A 21,813-nucleotide genomic window follows, 5' to 3' on the forward strand; every position below is an offset into this window, starting at 1 on the left:
GATGTACCGAATCGGTACTTGGTGCCTAGTAGCACGAATAAGAAAAGGAATACTCTTCAAAGAGACCATAAGCAGTTTGCTGACGCAAACCGCTCAAGAATAGTTTTGGCATTTTACTTGACGTGAGGCCACATAAGAAAAGCCCCTCAGTGAGGGGCTTTCTAATCTTAGCAATGACGGCTTACAGTTTATTGAGGAACTCTGAGTTTTTGATTTTAATCTCTGCTTTATCAGCAAGAGACTTCACAAAGCTCTGCTCCATTTCCTGTTTTTTGCGCTCAAGAAGTGCTTTATGCACATCTGATTTTGCTGCCTGCCAAGCTTCTTCAGAAGGTTTATCAACCTTAGCAAGGCGAACAAACACAGCACCGGAAGGAGTTTTGTAAGGACCCATCCATTTTTTCTCGCCAGTTTCGAATACTGCTTTCACAACTTCATCAGCAGAACCAACGCCCGGGATAAAGCCCTGACGATCTACCGGTGGAGTGTTTGCAACTTTTGGCTGACCGGCAATATCGCCTGCGAGAACTTTTTCGGAAACGCCTTTTGCAGCTTCGTATGCAAGTTCACCAGCTTTTTCAGCAACGAGCTGCTCTTTAATAGAAGCAGACACGTCTTTAAGAGGCATGCTGGATTCAGGCTTAGACTCTTCGACACGGGCAACAATGTAGCCGCCGTTAGACTCAAGCGGAGTATCTACAGTTGTACCGGCAGGCACTGCAAACAGCTCTTCAGCAGCATCTTTAGCAACACCGATAACAATAGGAGCCTGATCGCGGGAGAATTCCGGAGATGCAACCAGTTTGATATCCTGTTCTTTTGCGATGTCTTCCAAAGACTTACCAGAAAGAATCTGTTCCATTACAACATCAAGAGTTGCTGTAACTTTATCAGCAGCTTTGTCTTCAGCAAGTTTGGTCACAATCTGGTCTTTTACTTTTGCAAAAGCAGGTACAGTGCTTGGCTCAATGCTGTTAAGCTTAATGAGGTGTAAGCCGAAACGGGTACGAACCGGTTCGGAAATTTCACCAGCTTTCATTGAGAACACTGCATCTTCAAATGGCTTAACCATCTGACCGCGACCAAAGAAACCAAGCGCGCCACCAGTAGGTGCGGAAGGTCCTTCAGAGTATTTTTTAGCAAGCTTGCCGAAGTCTTTACCGCTACGTGCAAGTTTGAGTACTTTTTCTGCTTTTGCAGTTACAGCAGCAACTTCTTTGTCGGAAGCGTTTTCGTCCAGTTTAAAGAGAATGTGGCTTGCATCAGCCTGCTCTTCTGTGCGGAATCCGCTTTCGTGCTCAGCGTAGTACGCTTCAGCTTCTGCATCATCAACCTTTACAGTATGCGCAAGACCAGCTGGTGTAACAGCAAGGTACTTTACGGAAACCTGTGCAGGCACTGCATAGCGATCAATGTTTTTGTCGTAGTATGCTTGGATATCAGCATCTGCCACAGCAGCTTTTTTAAGAAAATCGGTTGTGGAGTACATAATGTACTCCATAGAACGTTTTTCGCTGGCATAATCAAAAGCATCGCGAGCTTCTTCATCAGAAACGCTTGCAGAAAGAACTGCATTTTCACGAACTTTTTTTGCCAAAAGGTCTTCTGTAAACTGACGCTCAAAAAGACCGGCAGACATTCCCTGTGCAGCAAGCATCTGCTTGTACACTTCAGGATCAAACTTGCCCTGAGCATTCTGGAACAGAGGGATAGATGCGATTTCTGTTTTTAATTCAACAGGAGTGACTTTCATACCAAGACGTTCAGCTTCCTGAAGCAGGAGAGTGCGGGCGATAAGACCCTGCATAACCTGCTGACCGATTTTCAGCTGTTTAAACTGAGATTCGTCAATGCCAGGAAAACGCTGCTTGATAGCACCCATCTGAAGTTCATATGCTCGTTTGAACTCAGGCATCATAATAGCAGTATCATTAACAGTAGCTAACACAGCAGAGTTTGAATTGTTGTTCATAGAGCCTACACCCCAGAATACAAACACTACAACTATGAGAGCAAAGGCAAGTTTTACACCCCAGGATTGGGAATTTTGCCGAATGGAATCCAACATACGTTACATCCTTTTCTATGAGGATATGGTGAAGCCCACGCCTAGGCTTCACGCCTTTTTGAGAAGCGAACATAATTCAGCAGACCCCCTGCACGAATTATATCCAGTTCCTTTTGCGTCAAATCGTTTGTTACAGCCACACGCTTTCCTGCGCTAAGAACAAGTTCAACAGAAGCTCCTGCTTGAAGCTCAAGCGCTGGCACTGTTACATTTTGTTCCTGTTCAAACGCTTCGTATGCTTCCTTATCCACCAGCATAAGCGGCAAGATACCGAAGTTAACGAGGTTTGCGCGATGAATGCGTGCAAAAGATTTAGCAACAACAGCCCGTACACCTAAATGACGCGGTGCAAGCGCTGCGTGTTCTCGTGATGATCCCTGACCATAGTTTTCACCGGCAACAATGACACCATTTGCTGTATTTTTTGCGCGCGTAGCAAATGATGCATCCATACGCTCAAATACATGTTCACTGATCGCTGGTACATTAGAACGTAAAGCAGTTATTACTGCTCCTGCTGGCATAATATGGTCAGTGGTAATATTATCCCCGGCAACAATGACTACATCTGCTTCAATGTCAGCCTCAACAGCTGCAAATTGTTCAAGAGGAACGATATTCGGTCCACGCACAACTTCAACATCAGAGCCATCTTCCGGTGGAAAAATAAACTGATCCCGAATAGACGGGGTAGTTTTCGGCAGTTCTGGAATTTGTGGAGCTTCACCCCACTCAGCAGGGTCTGTGAACTCTCCATGTAATGCAGCCATTGCCGCAGTCAACGGGCTCACAAGATACACCTGCGCATCCTTAGTACCGGAACGTCCTTCAAAGTTTCTATTAAAGGTGCGTACCGATACACCTTCCGAAACAGGAGAACCGCCCATTCCAATACAAGGACCGCATGAACACTCTAAAAGGCGAGCACCGGAATCAATTAAGTTCTCAAGCAAGCCTTCGCGGGTAAGCATTTTCAGCACCTGCTTGGAGCCGGGGCTGATGAGCGTATCAGTTTCAAATTTAACATGTTTTCCTGCAAACAAATTTGCCACAGAAGCAAGGTCTGCATAGGAAGAGTTAGTACAGGAACCGATAGCAACCTGATTTACGGTAGTGCCAGCAAGACTGGCAACAGTAACAACCTGATCCGGCATGTGCGGTTTAGCAGCAAGCGGAACCAGATCGTTAAGTGTTATGCGAATTTCTTCGTCGTACTCTGCGCCCTCATCCGCAACAAGTTTTGTCCAGTCTTCAGGACGTCCCATGCGGGTAAGGAATTCGCGAGTGTTATCATCACTCGGAAAAATAGAAGTTGTTGCGCCGAGCTCTGCTCCCATGTTGGTAATGACAGCACGCTCTGGTACGGAAAGGGTTTCTACACCGGGACCTGCGTATTCAAAAACTTTACCTACGCCGCCCTTCACAGTGAGTTGACCCAGCAAGTGCAAAATAACATCTTTAGCAGATGCCCAGCCGGTAAGTTCGCCTTCAAGATACACGCGAACAACTTTCGGCATAGTGATGGTGTATGGTTCACCTGCCATTGCTAACGCAACGGACAGCCCGCCTGCTCCCATAGCAAGAGAACCCAAGCCGCCTGCTGTTGGAGTATGACTGTCAGAACCAACCAGAGTTGCACCCGGTTTGCCAAAATTTTCAAGATGAAGCTGGTGGCAGATTCCTGTTCCGGCAGGTGAAAACACAATACCGTACTTTTCTGCAACCGTTTTAAGATAACGATGATCGTCAGGGTTTCTAAAGCCCATTTGCAGTGTATTATGATCTACGTAGCTAACAGATAAATCTGTTTTTACACGGTCAACACCCAATGCTTCAAACTGGAGGTATGCCATTGTTCCTGTGGCATCCTGTGTCAAAGTCTGGTCAATACGCAGCTCAATTTCGCTGCCTGCACTCATAGTTCCGGAGACCAGATGTCCGGAAATAATCTTTTGCGTTACGTTCTGTGGCATCCCTTGTTCCTCTTTTCGCTACGGGTAGTTCCCTACCCTTTTTTCAAACGATATTGTTGGTCACTATGAAAGTGCACTGCGCCAGTTATCTGTCGTAATGCAGCCCCATCTGTGAAGAACAACGAATCCATCCCCTGTCAGTACGGTTGAGTGTGTGCTCGGTGTCTAAGGAATTTCAACCCCTTGACTACGGTACTCATTCAGCTTGTTTCGTAAGGTTCGAACAGAAATCCCGAGCAGGTCAGCTGCCTGCGTTCGGTTGCCCGATGTCTGTTCCAAGCCTTTCAAAATAAGTATGCGTTCCATCTCATGAATTGGAATAACACTACCATTAAAATTGCCGCAACCGCCATCACCTAAGCCGGAGCAAGAATCTGAATCTGTACCGGTTGCCTGACACTCTTCGACACCCTCGTCTTCGAAAAGCGGCCAATTATCAGGATCAAGCAAAAAGTGGCACGGTTCAATGGCGTTACCACCAGCAAGCAGTACTGCGCGCTCCATAAGGTTCTGTAATTCACGAACGTTACCCGGCCAATTGTACGTCTTCAGCCAGGAAATCGCCTCGGAAGAAACCTGAGCAGCAGGCAGTGCGTATTCCTTTGTATACATATCAATAAAGAAACGGGCGAGTTCAATAACATCATCGCCACGTTCTGCAAGCGCCGGAAGTTTTAACGGAATTACGTTAAGGCGGAAATACAAATCCTGTCGGAATTGTCCTTCCTTAACCCAATCTTCGAGATGACGGTTTGTGGTTGCCAAAACTCTGACATTCACTTTGATGGTTTCTGTACCACCAACACGGTCAAGCTCTCCTTCCTGAAGGACGCGCAATAGCTTTGCCTGCAACGCAAGATCCATTTCTGAAATCTCGTCCAGCAGAATTGTACCATTGTGCGCCAGCTCAAATTTTCCGAGCTTACGAGAAATAGCGCCGGTAAATGATCCCTTTTCATGCCCGAAAAGTTCGCTTTCTAGCAAGTGTTCTGGCAATGCAGCGCAGTTAACTGCAATAAAAGAATTATCTGCACGGTCTGATTGTGCATGCAGATATCGTGAGAACATTTCTTTACCGGTACCGGATTCTCCGGAGATTAAAACAGTCGCTTTTGAAGGTGCAACCTGCCGCGCCAATGCAAGTACTCGTTGCATAGCACGGTTAGAACCGATGATTGTCGGTCCGTTATCTGTAGCCGGAATAGCCGCTTTATTCCCACCTAATGTAGATGTAGGTGGAACAGCCTTCGGCTTTGTACCTTGTTCGGGCACTACTGCACATATTTTTTCAAACAACAGTGGTTCGAGCCAATAATCATGCGCACCCATTTGAAGAAATTTTTCAGCTTCGCTTGCATTTCCTTTATCAGAAAATACAACAATAGACGGGAAGTCTTTGTCTGCCTCGGCAGCAGTCAAAAGTTCTTCCACTGAATAACCGGATAATGAAGGACGCGAAAAAATCACATCAGGACGAGACTTGGCAATAAATGCAAGTGCGCCTTTATAATTTTCCGCAAGCCCTACTTCAAAACCTGCGTCTTTAAGCTGGGGGAAAATACGAGTAATCGAAGTAGCCGGTGCAAGAAAAAGTATACGTCTTGATGACATGCAATCCTCTATGGTGACATCAAAAAAACAGAAGTTAAACAGCGGTCAACTTTGCCACAAATTCATCGGATTGGCAAAGTGTTGTTATAGCGGCTGCCCGAATGCCTCTTTCAAAAAAAAAACACTTCGAGTATACCCGCATCCACTTACTGCAAGGCTTGCAGTAGAAACCTAACCGCCGAGATTGGAGAATAACACGTTCATGCCCAATTCCACACCATCCCAAAAGCAAGGCTCTCACGGAGGCGAAATATTTCGCGTTGCCCGCGAAACAGGCGCGGCACTTGCTGATATTATGGATTTTTCCAGCAACGCCAATTCACTGTGCAGAGACACAACAGAAGAAATTCTGTTCTCCAACATGAAGGGGGCATACAGCGACTATAACCATTATCCTGACACATGGTCAGCAGATTTGACGGTTGCAATTGCAGAGCACGAGTCGGTTACACCACATGAAGTTCTTGTCGGTCACGGTTCTACAGAAACAATATTCTTAACATTTCAGCAAGTTAAACCTAAAAGCGTATTGCTTGTCGGCCCTATGTTCTCTGAATACGAAAAAGCGTGTTCAATCTTTGCTGAAAGGTATGATGTCGTTACATGCACATCCGATACCAGTTTTGTACCGGATACGGCTGATTTTGCCAAATCAAGCCAATACGACCTCGTGGTGCTTTGCTCTCCGAATAATCCTGCGACGATAACCTACCCCAACATGCAGGAGATACTCAAAGCTATTTCAAGCCCATATATATTGATAGATTCCACGTATCGAGAATTTATGTATGGAGAAGAAGCATATGCAGCGACAGAAACAAAGCAGTACCGGAAATGGTGCAACAAAAATTCACGCATTATCACCATGCACAGCTTCACTAAATTTTTCTACTGCACTGGAATACGACTGGGATATGCGCTGAGTGACGAAAAGACAATCCAATTGCTGCAAAAAGGAAAAATGCCGTGGACAGTAACAGCATCCGCCCAAAAAGCGGGACTTAGCTTTCTGAAAAATATTGAGCGATACCGTGACAGGCTTCCGCAGATGCGCAACTTCAGGACAGAATTTGTAGAGGCTATTTGTTCAACAAACGTTTTTGCGCCAAACAAAATTTTCGCGGGAGTCAATTTTCTCTTTTGTAGATTACAGAATCCGAACCACGGGGCAGATTTCTATGCTTTTCTTTTTGAGCGAAATATCCTCGTCCGGCTTTGTGACAATATCCCGGGGACTGAAAAAGGATTCATCCGCATGCAGGTGAAGACGCCCCAAGAATGGGAGCCACTTATTAAAGCCTTGCGAGAATGGAGTGCGTTGCTTAACAGATAGAACTTTGACACAACACGTTAGAACGACAAAAGCCCAGTGAGGGGAACACTGGGCTTTTGTCAAAAATGAAGCGACTGAATCATTTCCGTGAAGCGAGGGACCACACGGAGTTGACACCGAAAAGAGCGGTTATTACCGTTCTTTTGTTTCTGTTATAGCACATCCTGTGCCAAAAACACCGTTCACCGCAATAAGCCGGATAGCAACACTTTTCGATTGACGCACCAAGCCTACTAAGTTACGAATTTTCGTCGATTACGATTTTTCGTAACGAAATAATGGAGCAAGGGGACGATAATGCCAAAATCAGGCGACAGCCAGCATCAGGTTCAGGATGCACAAGATGTAAAAAAAGCAAAAGAACGTGTGTTCAGTGCAACCTTTTCTGGAAGAGATGTCACAATCAGTGACTTTCCACTACCTGATGCGAGCAGCCATGAATCTTTCCCCCTTCCATCAACGCAAGACGAAAGACCTGACGCACAAAAAAAGCATCCTAAAAGCTACCAGCGACTTCAAACCAAATTGAATTCGTTGGATATTACACCGTTTTTGGATTTGATGCTCTCTGTAGCGCACGAGCGAGATCCTGCCAAAATTATCGAACGCGCTAGTACCGGATACAAAGGTACACATGTTACCATGGGCGTATTCTGGTTACGCCCTACTCCCAAAATGGCAGACATAATACCTCCGCACCCGTTATCAGAGAGTATGCTGAAGCTTGTTGCCTACTCCGGCATAGGTGACAGTACCCCTTCAGCGTGGAAACATGCGCAAGGAACGTTCGACCTTGTCCCCATCACTGAACCAATTTTTGCATCATGCCTTAACGGTATTCCGTCCATCGGCTCTTCTCCAGAAGACTGGGATCGCCCTGCATGGGCAATTCAAGAAGGCTATCAGGCATATTCATCATTTCCTGTTATGTATAATGATGAGTTCCTCGGCATTATATCCACATTTTATGACCGCCCAATGGTTGGACCGTTTGCACAACTCCACTCAATGCACCAGAAAATGCATAAAATTTTTGCGGATACAGTTGCCCGTGCTCTTGTAAATGCTGTTGCATTTGAAGAAATCCAAAAACTACGCGGTGAGCTTGAATTTGAAAACGAACTGCTGCGCCGTGCTGTTGATGAAAAACGATTAGACGACAATCTCATCGGCGATTCAGATTCGTTAGCCCACGTTATGGAGCAAATCGGTGTGGTATCGCCAACTGATGCCAGCGTACTAATTTTGGGCGAATCCGGGACAGGTAAAGAATTATTAGCAGGAGCAATCCACAGTCGATCTTCACGTAGCCAAAATGCTTTTGTTCGCGTAAACTGCTCTGCTATTCCACACGAATTATTCGAAAGTGAATTTTTTGGACACGTTAAAGGCTCGTTTACCGGTGCTATTCGTGATCGTGTCGGACGATTCCAGATGGCTGACGGCGGAACTCTTTTCCTTGATGAAGTCGGAGAAATCCCATTAGAACTTCAAGGCAAGCTCCTCCGAGTCCTTCAGGAAGGAACATTCGAACCTGTTGGTGACGAACGTTCCAGAAAAGTAAACGTCCGCATTGTTGCCGCTACAAACAAAGACCTGACAAAAGAAGTTGCAGCAGGACGGTTTAGGCAGGATTTATATTTCCGGCTCTCTGTTTTTCCAATAAACGTGCCGCCACTTCGTGACCGCCGTAACGATATTCCGCTATTGGCGCGGCATTTTATCCACCTTGCTGCAACACGTATGAACATTACCCCACCGCGCCTTAAACCGCATCATGTTGAAAAACTGCAAGAGTACGATTGGCCGGGTAACGTGCGTGAACTTCAGAACGTTGTGGAACGCGCAGTTATTATGTCGCACAGTGGCACTATGGAATTCTACATCCAAGATAACAGCCACGCGACACCGCCAACTGAAATGAATGTGCACGCATACTCTGCCACTATCCCAGCGGCAGCGCCGCCTGCATCTGCGCCTCCACCTCAAGATATTATCACTGAGGTGGAATGGATTGCCATGCAGCAAGTCAATATTCAACAAGCTCTGGAAGCGACAAACTGGCGAGTTCAGGGGCACGGCGGTGCGGCAGAACTGCTTGGCATTAAACCGACCACCCTTCGCTCGCGCATACAGAAACTGGGCATAAAAAAGCCATAGGCTCTGCGTGTGGTGCTAGATATAAAAAAGCGACTCATCGCTATTTGCGACAGTCGCTTTTACACACTTTTTTTGAAAGCACTTCTGGAAATCTACGAAGCAAAGTATCGGGCTAATGCCTCGTCTACCGTCCCGTCATAGCCGATGGCAGAAAAAATCCCGCCTTCGCTCAAATAAAATCTTGTTTTTGAACCAACATCTCCACACAAAACGGTGGTGACTCCTTCTTTAATCAGCCACTGGGCAACCTTCTTCCCTACAGCTTCCGTATCGTCTCGATAAGGATTCTCATGAACTTCACGAGCATCCTTTCCCTTTTCAACCAGTACAAATAAGTCAGCTCGACCAAAAACTGGCTCAACTACGTACGTGTCATTTCGTTTTTTTGCTGCAACAGCAATCCTCATATACCCCTCACATCCTGTCGGTAGCCTTGGCAGGCAACAACTGCCTAAACAAAGGCTGCGTTTCGCAGTTCTTCTGCCGCATCCTTCGGAGACAAAGCACCACAAATTGCAGAGATAACAGCAACACCGTCAGCGCCTGCGGCAATTACATCTGCGGCATTCGCTGTGGTAATTCCTTCAAAGCCTACAATCGGGAGATTCGTCATGCTTCGAGCTTTTTCAACGCCTGGCAGTTGCCACGGCTTTGCATCTCTTGGCACAGAAGGTGTAGAAAATACAGGAGAAATACCAATATAGTCAATATCTAATGCGTTGGCTTCTTCAATCTGGTCAGGGGTTTCAACGGTAATCCCCACAATTGCATCCCCACCAATCAAGGAACGCACATCCTGAACCCGCATGTCGGTCTGTCCCACATGAACACCATCAGCATGCACTGCCAGCGCAATATCAACACGGTCATTAATAATCAAAGGAATATCCATAGGAGCTAACAAAGCTCGAAGCTGGCGTGCAACTTCTACAAACTTTCGAGTCTCCATGGTCTTCTCACGAAGCTGTACCATAGTTACGCCGCCGCGCACGGCAGCTGCAACTGTTTCTTCAAGGGGCATCATTGTGCAGCGGCTGCTGTCTGTTACCAGATAAAGCGAGAAATCTGCATGTTGCCTCATTCCACAACCCTCACTTCGACTAGTCGGTTAATATCTTTCTCTGTAAGCTTATGGAGCGCATCAATAAACTGAACAGCAAAAGAACCCGGTCCATTTGATGCTGTCGCTGCAAGTCCACCTGCTGCTGCCATGCATCCCATTGCGGAAACAGCTGCTCCGAGCATATCTTCACAAATAGCCATATGTGCTCCGCAAAGTGCTGTGGCAATGCACCCCATACCTGTCACCAGTGCCATATATTCACTGCCGCCTCTAATTGTGTACATTGTATCACCATCGGTAATAACATCAATACAACCAGAAACAGCCACAACACAGCGGTATTTTTTAGCTAATGCGTTAGCCGCTTTTTCCGCTTCACTTGTATCATGACAAGAATCAACGCCGCGTGTTGTAGAGGTTATACCAGCCAGCGCCATAATTTCTGAGGCGTTGCCTCGCACAATTGAAATTCCACCTTCTTCAAGAAGAGATAATGCCGTTTGGGTTCGCAACGCGGAAGCACCGGCACCAACAGGATCGAGGATAACCGGTTTATAGTTCGCAGCGGCAATGGAAGCGCCCAGACGCATACTTTCAATCCATTCCGGACTAAGGGTTCCGATATTCAGAACAAGAGCACCAGCTATGGCAATAAGCTCCTCAAGTTCTTCTTTTGCATGAGCCATAATCGGTGAGGCGCCAGCGCTGAGAAGTGCGTTTGCGGTAGAGTTCATGACAACATAGTTTGTAATACTATGCACGACAGGACCACTGCCCCGCACTTTATCTATATTGTCCCATACAGTGTCGATTGATAACATAAATGCACCTTCCTCTAATGACGTTAAATAGCATAATAATCAGAATAGGGCATAGCTTACGCCTAAGCTACTATATTGCAATCAAAAAACGGAACAACCAGTATGCTGCATTAAAATAACGCCGCGACCGCTCATTCCGTCTATCAACCGACCTAATTGTCTTTTTTTCTAAACTAAGCTGCTCTTAAACTCATCATTCACGCCCACAATAGCAATACCATGTTCATTCGCAAGAGCAACAGCTTCATCCCTATCGAAGAAAAGTGTTTTTCCTGCGTAATACGCAAGACAGCTATATCCACCATCAACAAGATTCTGAATCGTATTCAAGCCAAGAGCTGGCAAATCAATACGTTCGTCCTGATTAGGTTTCAGCAACTTAATGGCTACGCATCCTTTGCCGCCAAGCTCTGCACCGCGCTTGATGGTTGCATCCGTTCCTTCAAGACATTCAACAGCAACTACCATATTTTCGCGCACAACAATGCACTGCCCGATATCCATAGCACCGATCTGTTCGCCAATAGGAATACCGTATGCCAAAGTTTCACGTTGCTTGTCTGTAAGCTTCTTTTTTGTAAGCACGCCAGCAGGACCACGTAAGTTAGGCACTAGCTCCGCTGCCTGCACAATTTGCAATCCATCAGATTCCAACTCATCCAGCACAGCGCGCAAAAGGACATCGTCCCCTTTAGAGCGGATTTTAAAAAGAAGTTTTGCCGCGCGTAAATCTGGACGAACATCAAGCGCTTTAGGCTTATTGATAGCTCCGGCAAAGCATACGCGGGTAACACCGTTTTTTCTAAAAAATTGGATCAGTTTTGAAAGTGCTCCCAAATGAAGCATCTCAAAAACATCTGCTTTGCTTTCAATTGCAGGGTCTGTGTGCCCGACAAATCCGCACATAACAACTGAAAACCCATCCTTGCGAGCACCTTCAGCCACAAGTTCAGGGAATTGGCCTGCGCCTGCTATAATGCCGATTTTTTCCCGTAGTGCTGCCATAACGTTTATTGCTCCATAAAGTAAAAAAGAAGGAAGGCACTACACCTTCCTTCTTAGTATTGTATTCCGACAGTGCAGCTTAATCGTTATGCGCTGGTAAAATACCGCGTTCACTTTTGCGCACAAAATCTACAAATTCGAGAACTTCAGTAAAGTTTCCAAATTCATATTCCAGCTGTTCCAAAGCCTCTTTACGAGGAGTAGAAGAATGCCAGATAAGTTTGTATGCATTTTTAAGCGCACGGATAACTTCACGAGGAGCTTTGAGTCGTCGTAACCCGACAAGGTTAGGACCATGAACTCCGGCACGGTTACCTGTTGCAAGCATGTATGGTGGCAAATCCTGCCCGATACCGGTCATACCACCAACAAAGGCGTGTTTTCCGATACGCACAAATTGATGCACGGCAGAAAGTCCCGCAATAATAGCGTGGTCAGCAACCTGCACATGCCCCGCAAGGGTCGCATTGTTAGACATAATGATGCTGTCGCCAAGAACACAGTCATGAGCAACATGCGTATATGCCATCAAAAGGTTACCATTACCGATAACTGTTTCAAAACCGCCATCTTCAGTTCCGCGATGCAGTGTTGCAAATTCACGAATCACGTTGCTATCGCCGATTTTCAACCAGCTAACTTCTCCGTGGAATTTAAGATCCTGCGGGACACCGCCAACTGCTGCATACGAATGAATATGGTTGTTTTTGCCCATCTGTGTGTATTGCTTAACAGAGGCAAACGCATCAATCTTTGTACCGTCGCCGATAATAACATCGTCTTCAATAACAGCACATGGACCGATAACAACACCATCTCCCAGTTCCGCTGTTGGCGAAACAAAGGCAGAAGGATGAATTTCTGTAGCCACGCTACATATCCTCCTTATTCATGATAGCAGCTGTCATTTCTGCTTCGGCAGCAAGAACACCGTCTACGTATGCCTTGCCTTCCATCTTCCACAATTTCAGTTTGTGGCGAATCAGTCGGCATTTAAGCTCAAGCTTGTCACCAGGGTAAACTGGCTTACGGAAACGCACTTTTTCCATACCGGTAAACAAAAAGAGCTTGTCTTCGAGCGGCATATCAGTACTTTTGAGTACAAGAAGTCCACCCGCCTGAGCGAGAGCTTCCATGATAAGAACACCCGGCATTACAGGAATGCCCGGGAAGTGCCCCTGAAAGAAAGGCTCGTTCATAGTTACGTTTTTGTACGCTTCAATAGATTCAAGCGGAGTATAATCTACAACGCGATCTACAAGCAGAAACGGGTATCTATGTGGAAGTAAATCCAGAATCTGACGAATATCCAGAATATTCTGTTCGGTGGCGGTCATTATATGTGTACCTCTATTTTTTCAACGCTTCGATTTCTTTTTCGAGCTGTTTTACTCGTTTAAACAGATCAGGAATCTTAGGAGAAAGAGTTGTATGGCGCATGAAAATCCCCTTTTCCATCGCCGGCATACCAGCCATAGTAACTCCAGCTGGAATGTCTTTGCCCACTCCGGTCTTAGGACCAACAGTAGCACCGTCACCAATATTCAGATGACCTGCAATACCTGCCTGTCCTGCCATGACTACGCCGTTACCGACTTTAGTCGAACCGGAAATTCCTACCTGTGACACAATAAGGCAGTTACTACCCATTTCAACATTGTGTCCGAGCATAACAAGATTATCAATTTTTGTTGCATCACCAACGCTGGTAGAACCAAGCACGGCACGGTCGATAGTGGTGTTTGCACCAATTTCTACATCGTTTCCGATTGTTACTGTACCGATTTGCGGAATTTTCTGCACACCGTATTCAGTTGGAGCAAAGCCAAAGCCATCACCACCAAGAACAACGCCTGCATGGATAATGCAGTCATCACCGAGCACAGTTTCTGCCATGAGCACTACATTCGGGTACAGAATACAATCTGACCCGACCACGGAATCTTCCCCGATGTAGCATCCCGGGAAAACAGTGGTTCCTGCTCCAATGTTGGCACGAGGACCAATAAAGGCGTGCGGATATACAGTGACATCATCAGCAAGTGTTGCAGTTGGATCGATAAAAGCAAGTTCGGAAACGCCTTTCATCTCTCCCTGCGGCTTGGCAAACATAGCAACGCAACGAGCAAAATCAAAATAAGGATTATCACTGATAAGCGCGCGCTGAACATTCTCTACCTGTTCGGCAGTACAAACAACTGCACCAGCTTTAGTTTCTGCAAGCTTAGACGCATATTTAGGATTCGCCAAAAAACTAAGTTCTGTTTCCTGTGCGTCATCAAGGGTGTTTACACCTGTTATTTCAAGGTCTTCACCCGCAAACTCAAGACCAAGATTTTGTGCGATTGTAGAAAGCAGCATGCTTAACCGTCTTCCTTACTTTTTATCTTTTTTAGCTTTTTTCTGGTCAGCTTTAATTTTTTCAAGCTTAGCACGGTACAAACGGTTTACAACAACCATAACCTGCTTGGTAACATCAACAGGATTTTTAATGTAAAGAACCGCACCCTGTGCTTTAGCAATAATCATTTCGTAGCCGTTCTTTTTGCCAAACTCACGGGTAGCTTCCAGCATAAGAGCGGACATGTCACGAAGTGCAGACTGTTCTGCTGCACGAGCACGCTGAACAAAAGTCTGCTGACGCTGAGCGAGTTTCATTTCTTCAGTACGCAATTCTTTAGTCTTAGCTTTTTTAGCGTCTTCGGAAAGAGCCTGACTCTGCACACGGAATTCCTGTACTTTTTTATCAAAAGCAGCTTTGTCTTCTCTAAGTTTTTTATCTTCAGCGCCAAAAGTCTGCTTCATTGCTTTAGTAATAGCCAATGCTGGTTCAGAATCTTTAGCGATTACTCCAAAATCAACTTCGCCGTATTTTGCAGCAAAAGCTGATGAAGTACAAAGTAAGGTACAAGCCACTACCGCTAAAAGAATATTACGCATTTAATGCTCCTAAAAATAAAATTCGTTACGTAACAATATGTTGTTTATTACCATTAATAAAAACTATCAGGGCGATTGAGTGGATAGCTCCAACGCATTCCTCAGTCAAGAACTTGTAAGCGTTCCTGCGTACAATCTATAACTGGTAACGCATGCTGAATGCATCCACAGTCCGCACAGAGCACTGCACATGTGCAAAGATAACCCTTCTATATGACGAGACTTATTCACAAAAATCAGTACTACACAAAAAGCTTCGGTGCTGTCAGTGAGAAATCGACAAGCACTCGCATTATTTTATCAGCAGCTACATAGCTGCATAATTTTTCAAATTACGCCTGTACGTGCTCAACGCATTCGCAATGCCATCAGCAAGAAGATTCAAGTACGAACTATTGCGCAATCTTTTTGCTTCAGTCGCGTTTGAACAATATCCCAATTCCACAAGAATGGACGGCATCTTAGCACCCATAAGTACATAGAATGGAGCACTTCGTACGCCATTGCTTTTGGATTTCCACCCTCTGGCACGTACAGTTTTGACCATACTTTTCTGTACCAGTTCCGCAAGAGCTTTTGACTCCTGCATCTTCGAGTTAAGCATCAAATCAGTCAAAATAAATTGCAGGTCGCTTATTCGTTTTTCTGTGATGGCGTTCTCTCGCGCAGCTACACGGCGGGCACTTTTGGATCGCGCAAGGTTCAAGTAGTACGTTTCAATACCGTTGACGCTTCGTTTTCTGTTTGCATTAATATGCAATGAAACGAATAAATCAACCTTCTGTACGTTGGCTTTTGCTGTACGCTCTTCCAGAGGAATAAAAACGTCTCTTGAACGTGTATACAACACGTTAAAGCCTTTTGCCTTAAGTTTTTTACCCAGCATTTTCGCAACCTTAAGGACATAATCTTTTTCACGAATCCTGTTTTTCGATGCACCGGGGTCTTTGCCACCATGCCCTGCATCAATCATAACAGTTTTCACGGTAAGCCCAAGTTGTTCGATAAGGTCTGGCACCTTGCGGGAAGGTGGAATAGTGCGGGAAGGCTTTTTATTCGGTTTTGGCGCAGCAAATTTTTTCGACAAATCCACAGGAGGATGGCTCATTTTTCCATCTTTTGGCGCAGATACATCTACCACAACCCTATATGGATTTTCTAAAGCAAATACGGTGTACTTTTGCACAGATTCAAAATCAAGCACGACCCTGCTTGTTGTTGGAACCGGCTTGCCTACACGGATCATCCGTAAGATACCATCATAGATTTTCAATTCATCTTTGACAGATTTTACAGGAGCCGTGCCCTCAAGATCGATATACAGTCGAAATGGCAAATTCCGAGAAGGGTCTGCATTAAGAAATTTGTATTGATATCTCGCATCACCGCTTAAATCCAGCACTACACGAGTGTAGTCATTACTGCTTGTAAAACGGATATCTTTAAGAGCAACTTTGCTGGCTGCTCTGTGCGACTTCTTTCTAACAGTAGAGACAGACTTGGCAGCTTCTGCAACAGCTTTAGAAACCGCGTGAGAGCCAGAGTTTGATTTTGCTTTGCTTGAATTTATATCGGCAACAATTTTTCTGTGCAACGCAATAGCAGACTTGTATTTATCGCCATTTTTATATTTGCGCAGAATAATATTGAGAGTCCGGCGTGCATCAGCAGCTTTATTCAAATTGTAATATTGAATACGAGAAAGTCGGTACAAAGAATCGTCAGTCCAAGAATGCTTGGTAAAACGTCTTGCACAACGATTGTAGTAGTCCACAGCGGCTTGGTAGTCAGAGCTAAGATATGAACGCTTTGCCAGCTCTTCATTCACACGCCCCATGTAGTACAGCACCTTGGGGGCATGCGCTCCATCAGGATTAGCCTGATAAATTGCAAGAAATTTATCTTCCAGCCGTTTCCAGTTTGACCGATAGCGAGCCTGTTTAGAATTTTTTGCAAGTGCTCTAAATTGATTTAACGCGGAATTATAATCCTGACTGATTGTAGCGTAGGAGTTGGTAACTGAGATAAGAAATATAAGAAGAAGCAAAGGTAAGCAGAGCACACCTCTTTTTCTGATAATTAGCATAATGTTCCTAGATAACCCGCGCAGACATGTTGGAGGTTGATAAAAGCAGCCAGTCGCAAATTATTAGTAGGATACTTAAACCTGCCAAGGGGTGCAACCCCGACAAATACTTTAGCATAAAAAAAAGCGCGGCATTATGCCGCGCTTTTTCATAACTAGCTCTAAAACGCCTGTCCCATTGCAAACTCAAAGCGAGGATCTTGCTTTTCCCCGTTTACATCAGCAAGCGGGATACCATACGCGAAGCGTAAATCACCCATTGGTGAGCGCCAGCGCAGTTCCAGACCTGTACTGTACAGCCACTCTTTGTTTGAAGTGAGACCATCATCTTTATCATCGAAGTTGATACCAACGTCGAAGAATGGAACCAAGGTCATGCCAAGGTCATTTTCAAAGTACCACTGATATTCAAAGTTAGCGAATGCCATGCGTGTACCACCAATTTTGTCGCCATCAGCCTGACGTACTGCAAAGTCGTTGATATCGTAACCACGCACACTGTTGATGCCACCAACCCAGAAACGCTCTACAATCGGGATATCGTCATGAGAGCCACCGTTAGGCAGCAACATGCCACCTTTTGCACGCGCCATCAGAACGTTATTATCATTCAAAGCGTAGAATTGACGGGCTTCACCAACCAGCTTGATGAAATCATCCGTACCCTGAAGGAATCCACCACCGTAGTTTACAGTAAAGTTTACAACGTTACCGGAAGTCGGGCGCTGGAAGTTATCCATTGTATTGCGGCTGAAAGATGCATGAAGAACACTAGCATGACGGATACCATCATCTGCCTGTTCTCTGATAAGGCTACTTGCATCCGCTTCTACGCCAGTAATTTCGTACTGGTCGTAACGGTAGCCAGTGTAGACACGAGACCACTTACCGATTGGGTAACCGAAGCTAACCTTACCACCGGTTTTGTTGTAGTCGTAGTCATCATATTCAGTTTTTGTAATGTAGGTACGACCGCTGAATGAAAGGTCACTGTCATACACGCTCGGGTTCAGGAAGCTGAAGTCGTATGAAGTCTTCTTGGAAGAGAAACTTGCAGTCGCCGCAACTTTATATCCTTTACCCCACAGGTTATCTTCCTTGATAGAGCCGGAGAAGCCAACACCATCGTATGAAGACCAACCTACACCAGCCATAACAGAGCCGGTATTTTTCTCTTTGACCTTAACTTTCAGGTCGACTTCATCAGGGTTATCAGTCGGAACAAGAGTTACACTTGCTTCGGAGAAGTAGCCTAAGTTATTCAACTTGCGGTTACTTTCACGTAACTGATTACCGTTAAAAAGTTCACCGTCAGTCAATTCAACAGCACGGCGCACTACGTTGTCACGGGTTCGGGTGTTCCCTTCCATCACAACTCGGCGAACATAAACTTTGTTCTTTTTATCAATTTTAAAGGCAACGTTCGCAATATTGTCTTCCTGACGCTGAATGCCGAAATCAACATCCGCATAGGCATAGCCGTAGTTTGCGTACCAATCGCCAATTTTTGTGCTGTCTTCACGAAGAACAGTATAGTTAAGGTACTCTTCTTCTTCTTTCCACTCATCCGTACCGATAATAGAGAAGTACGTTGCATCCGGCTCAATAAGGTCACCAGAGAAGGTAATTGTGCCGAGTTTGTAGCGTGGACCTTCGGAAACAGGGAAAGTAATTACAATGCCGTCTTCCTCGTAATCAACACGAGCACTACCAACACGTACATCAAGGAAGCCACGGTTCAGGTAGTAAGCTGCAATAGCTGCAACATCGCGTTCAAGGTAATCTTCACGCAACACGCCGGAACCTGTAAGCCATGAGAAGATACCGCGTTCAGATAAAGCGAGTGCTGTTTTTACATCATCCGCATCAAGGACTTCTGTCCCTTCCAGCGCAATATCCTTAATGTACAGCTTCTCACCTTCGTTTACATTGAAGGTAAGGGTAGCACCGGTACTGCCGCGTTCAATCTTGTAATCGACTTCAGCAAGATAGTACCCTTCTTTTCTGTAGAGATCACGAACACGGGCGATGTCATCAGAAAGGAATTTTTCGTTGAGAACAGCACCCTGCTTGGAGCTGATTGCAGCAAGAATATCTTCTTCATCTACAGCGTCAGAACCTGAAATAACAATATTATTAATTCTAGGTTTTTCCACTACAGTGATAACAAGCTCATTACCATCGCGTTTTTTATCGACGGAAACCTGCACATCACTAAAGTAGCCAAGGCCGTAAATGCGTTTAATTTCTTCGTTTATCTTTTTGCCATCCAATGCATCACCTTTTTGGATTCGCATACGCATGAGAACAACGTCTGGATCCAATACCTTGGTGCCACGGATAACAATGTTTGAAATAGACTGCTTGCGCAGCATCTCGTTTGATGCCTGTGCCACAAGCTCATCAACAGCAGGCAGGACGTTAATAAGTCCTGATTTATTGATGAAAATAGGCTTAGCAGGCTGAAGCCCGTATGCTTCAACTAATCGGGCATCAATAGAAAGCTGTTCTCCAACCTGTGTAAAGCTACCGTACAAAGCGTAATCTGCATTGGACAGCAAAGACAGGTCGCGAACAACTGAAATATTTAATTCCGTAATGGAATTTTCAGCTAAGATTCTTTCCAGCTCATTATCGGGCACTACTGAAAAGTTTTTTGTAGCTAAACGCTCCCTGATTAATTCAGGCAGTCCGTCTTCCAAATAACTCAGGTCTTCTCCAGAGTTAACCGAAAACGGCAAAACAAGCACCCGAATACCATTCCCCGGCGCAGCAAATGCACTTACAGCAAACAATAGCGTAAGCAACGTGCAGATCGTGACTACGCACGATCTAAACTGTTTGGACATAAAGTTCTCCAGCTCGCAGTTCAAGGCGGCGACGCATAATATCCGAAAGTTCTGGATTATGCGTAACTACAACCAACGTCATACCCAGCTCATCATTTAGTCTAAGAAGTAGTTCTCCGACTGATTCGCCAGTGCGTTCATCTAAATTTCCTGTAGGTTCATCTGCAAGTAATACAGAAGGGCGCATAAGAATGGCACGGGCAATAGCCGCCCGCTGTCTCTCACCGCCAGATAACGTTGTCACCTTATGGTTTAGCCTTCCTCCAAGCCCGACAAGCTTTAGCATTTCGGCAGCACGGGAAAAGGCTTCTTTTTTGGCAACACCCCCAATAATGGCTTGCATGGCTACGTTTTCAACAGTTGAAAATTCCGGCAATAAATGATGAAACTGAAAGACAAAACCTATCTCATGATTTCGTACAGCAGCTTTTGCATCATCGGATAATTCAGCTAGATTACGCCCGTTGAAAAACAGTTCGCCCCTTGAAGGGATATCAAGGGTTCCCAACAGATGCAAGAGGGTACTTTTTCCTGATCCGGAAGCACCGGTGATGGCGAGCGCTTCACCCTGTTCTATCACCAGATCAAGATTATTTATAACAGTAAGCAGTTCGGCAGGACCTTCATAATCCTTACCCACACCCTTTAATTCATATAATGGTGCAGTACTCATTACTCGTACCTCAAGGCATCTGCCGGTTCGAGCTTCGCTGCCTGTTTTGCAGGGTACAGTGTAGCAATAAAACAAAGAACCATTGCTGACGCACCGATTATAACCAGATCAGTCCAGTCATAAATGATAGGAAGCTTGTCCAAAGAGTACACGCCCTTAGGCAGTTGTACAAATTGATAGCGCTTTAACAGCTCCCCTACGCCAAGCCCAAGAGCGAAGCCCAATGCAGTTCCCACTACACCAATAATAGTACCTTGCAGCATGAAAATTCCACGGATTTGCTTTTTTGTTGCGCCCATTGACATGAGCACAGCTATATCGCGTGTTTTTTCCATAACAAGCATTACTAGTGTAGTAATGATTGAAAAAGAACCAACAAGTACAATAAGTGTAAGGATGACACCCATTGCTGTTTTTTCCAACTTCAACGCTGCAAATAAGTTAGCGTTCATATCCATCCAGCTTCGAGCATAGAAAGGATAGCCACCGAGGCGCTCTGTAATTTTCTTGGCTATTTTATCTGCGTTGTTCACATTACTAACAGAGAGTTCCAGCCCTGTTACCGCATTGTTTTCCCAGCCTAGTAATTCTCGCGCAGATTTAAGCGTAACAAATGCAAGGGAAGAATCGTACTCCCACATGCCTGTTTTATATATCCCCACAACCCTAAAATTGCGGACTCGTGGCACAAAGCCCTGAGATGTTTTTTTACCGGAAGGTGAAAGAAGGTTAATACGCCTGCCGATACCGACTCCAAGGCGCTTGGCAAGTTCGTTGCCAATAATTATTCCGGGAAGCCCTTCGCGGACAAGATCAGGAAACCCGCCATCTTTCATATACTTACGGATGGTAAGCACCTTATCGGCAGACTCCGGCTGCACACCGCGTAGAATAATACCCTTCACTCCATGAGATGAGGAAGCCATGAGTTCTGAGTAAATAAAAGGGGTGACTCCGGTTACACCGGAGACACCCTCGATTTCTTTCGACAACTCAGTATAGCCAGAAATATTCCCAGCTGCACTCATGGTAATTACGTGAGCATTCACGCCCAGAATTTTATCCCTCAAGTCCTTTGTGAAGCCATTCATCACACCCAGAACTACGATAAGCGAGGCAACACCAAGGCCTACTCCGAGAACAGAAATTATCGATATTACCGATATAAAAGACTGTTGTCGGCGCGCAAACAAGTATCGCAACGCAATGAAGGACTCAAATTTCATAAGCT

17 protein-coding genes are annotated in these 21,813 nt (G+C 45.4%); 2 read left to right on the forward strand and 15 right to left on the reverse strand.

Annotated elements, in window-relative coordinates:
• Positions 1 to 181: 181 nt before the first annotated feature.
• The 3 genes from N4A56_RS03020 to N4A56_RS03030 form a co-directional block, all read right to left on the reverse strand.
• On the reverse strand, positions 182 to 2,068 hold the full coding sequence (locus N4A56_RS03020) for a SurA N-terminal domain-containing protein (RefSeq protein ID WP_295544981.1): 1,887 nt from the start codon (positions 2,066 to 2,068) through the stop codon (positions 182 to 184).
• Positions 2,069 to 2,109: 41 nt separating this feature from the next.
• On the reverse strand, positions 2,110 to 4,041 hold the full coding sequence (locus tag N4A56_RS03025; protein WP_295544983.1) for an aconitate hydratase: 1,932 nt from the start codon (positions 4,039 to 4,041) through the stop codon (positions 2,110 to 2,112).
• Positions 4,042 to 4,206: 165 nt separating this feature from the next.
• Positions 4,207 to 5,652: a sigma-54 dependent transcriptional regulator gene (locus N4A56_RS03030; protein WP_293668883.1), complete on the reverse strand. Its 1,446-nt coding sequence runs from the start codon at positions 5,650 to 5,652 to the stop codon at positions 4,207 to 4,209.
• 202 nt (positions 5,653 to 5,854) lie between these two features.
• On the opposite strand from N4A56_RS03030, the gene N4A56_RS03035 reads away from it, so the two are divergent.
• Entirely contained in the window at positions 5,855 to 6,985 is a 1,131-nt protein-coding gene (locus N4A56_RS03035; protein ID WP_295544985.1) for an aminotransferase class I/II-fold pyridoxal phosphate-dependent enzyme, read from the forward strand.
• 297 nt (positions 6,986 to 7,282) lie between these two features.
• Positions 7,283 to 9,145 (forward strand): sigma 54-interacting transcriptional regulator, encoded by a 1,863-nt coding sequence (locus tag N4A56_RS03040; protein ID WP_295544987.1) that lies wholly within the window; start codon positions 7,283 to 7,285, stop codon positions 9,143 to 9,145.
• Positions 9,146 to 9,237: 92 nt separating this feature from the next.
• On the opposite strand, the gene N4A56_RS03045 is transcribed toward N4A56_RS03040, so the two are convergent.
• The 12 genes from N4A56_RS03045 to N4A56_RS03100 all read right to left on the reverse strand — a co-directional run bounded on the left by N4A56_RS03045 (position 9,238) and on the right by N4A56_RS03100 (position 21,808).
• Entirely contained in the window at positions 9,238 to 9,552 is a 315-nt protein-coding gene (locus N4A56_RS03045) for a NifB/NifX family molybdenum-iron cluster-binding protein (protein ID WP_293668887.1), read from the reverse strand.
• A 44-nt stretch (positions 9,553 to 9,596) separates the two neighbouring features.
• Entirely contained in the window at positions 9,597 to 10,226 is a 630-nt protein-coding gene (thiE, locus tag N4A56_RS03050) for a thiamine phosphate synthase (protein WP_293668888.1), read from the reverse strand.
• Positions 10,223 to 11,029: a hydroxyethylthiazole kinase gene (thiM, locus tag N4A56_RS03055; RefSeq protein ID WP_295544990.1), complete on the reverse strand. Its 807-nt coding sequence runs from the start codon at positions 11,027 to 11,029 to the stop codon at positions 10,223 to 10,225. The genes thiE and thiM overlap by 4 nt, the downstream gene beginning before the upstream one ends.
• Before the next feature lie 168 nt (positions 11,030 to 11,197).
• Positions 11,198 to 12,034 carry a UDP-2,3-diacylglucosamine diphosphatase LpxI gene (gene lpxI, locus N4A56_RS03060; protein WP_295544992.1) on the reverse strand — a complete coding sequence of 279 codons (837 nt, stop codon included), beginning with the start codon at positions 12,032 to 12,034 and terminating at the stop codon, positions 11,198 to 11,200.
• Between the two features lie 79 nt (positions 12,035 to 12,113).
• A complete protein-coding gene (gene lpxA, locus N4A56_RS03065) occupies positions 12,114 to 12,905 on the reverse strand; it encodes an acyl-ACP--UDP-N-acetylglucosamine O-acyltransferase (protein ID WP_293668892.1) in 792 nt (263 codons plus the stop codon).
• Between the two features lies 1 nt (position 12,906).
• Positions 12,907 to 13,371, reverse strand: coding sequence for a 3-hydroxyacyl-ACP dehydratase FabZ (gene fabZ / locus N4A56_RS03070; RefSeq protein ID WP_074217738.1), 465 nt, complete (start codon positions 13,369 to 13,371; stop codon positions 12,907 to 12,909).
• 13 nt (positions 13,372 to 13,384) lie between these two features.
• The gene (gene lpxD / locus N4A56_RS03075; RefSeq protein ID WP_293668895.1) at positions 13,385 to 14,395 is read right to left on the reverse strand and encodes a UDP-3-O-(3-hydroxymyristoyl)glucosamine N-acyltransferase; all 1,011 of its coding nucleotides are present in this window, start codon (positions 14,393 to 14,395) and stop codon (positions 13,385 to 13,387) included.
• A 15-nt stretch (positions 14,396 to 14,410) separates the two neighbouring features.
• Positions 14,411 to 14,974, reverse strand: a complete 564-nt coding sequence (locus N4A56_RS03080; RefSeq protein ID WP_293668896.1) for an OmpH family outer membrane protein — start codon at positions 14,972 to 14,974, stop codon at positions 14,411 to 14,413.
• Positions 14,975 to 15,281: 307 nt separating this feature from the next.
• Positions 15,282 to 17,060: an N-acetylmuramoyl-L-alanine amidase gene (locus N4A56_RS03085; RefSeq protein WP_295544996.1), complete on the reverse strand. Its 1,779-nt coding sequence runs from the start codon at positions 17,058 to 17,060 to the stop codon at positions 15,282 to 15,284.
• Between the two features lie 161 nt (positions 17,061 to 17,221).
• Entirely contained in the window at positions 17,222 to 19,909 is a 2,688-nt protein-coding gene (gene bamA, locus N4A56_RS03090; protein ID WP_295544998.1) for an outer membrane protein assembly factor BamA, read from the reverse strand.
• Positions 19,893 to 20,582: an ABC transporter ATP-binding protein gene (locus N4A56_RS03095; RefSeq protein ID WP_293668901.1), complete on the reverse strand. Its 690-nt coding sequence runs from the start codon at positions 20,580 to 20,582 to the stop codon at positions 19,893 to 19,895. Before N4A56_RS03095 ends, bamA begins: the two co-directional genes overlap by 17 nt.
• Positions 20,582 to 21,808 carry a lipoprotein-releasing ABC transporter permease subunit gene (locus N4A56_RS03100; RefSeq protein ID WP_295545000.1) on the reverse strand — a complete coding sequence of 409 codons (1,227 nt, stop codon included), beginning with the start codon at positions 21,806 to 21,808 and terminating at the stop codon, positions 20,582 to 20,584. The genes N4A56_RS03095 and N4A56_RS03100 overlap by 1 nt, the downstream gene beginning before the upstream one ends.
• Positions 21,809 to 21,813: the final 5 nt, after the last annotated feature.

This window comes from Halodesulfovibrio sp., assembly GCF_025210605.1.
GTDB lineage: Bacteria > Desulfobacterota > Desulfovibrionia > Desulfovibrionales > Desulfovibrionaceae > Halodesulfovibrio.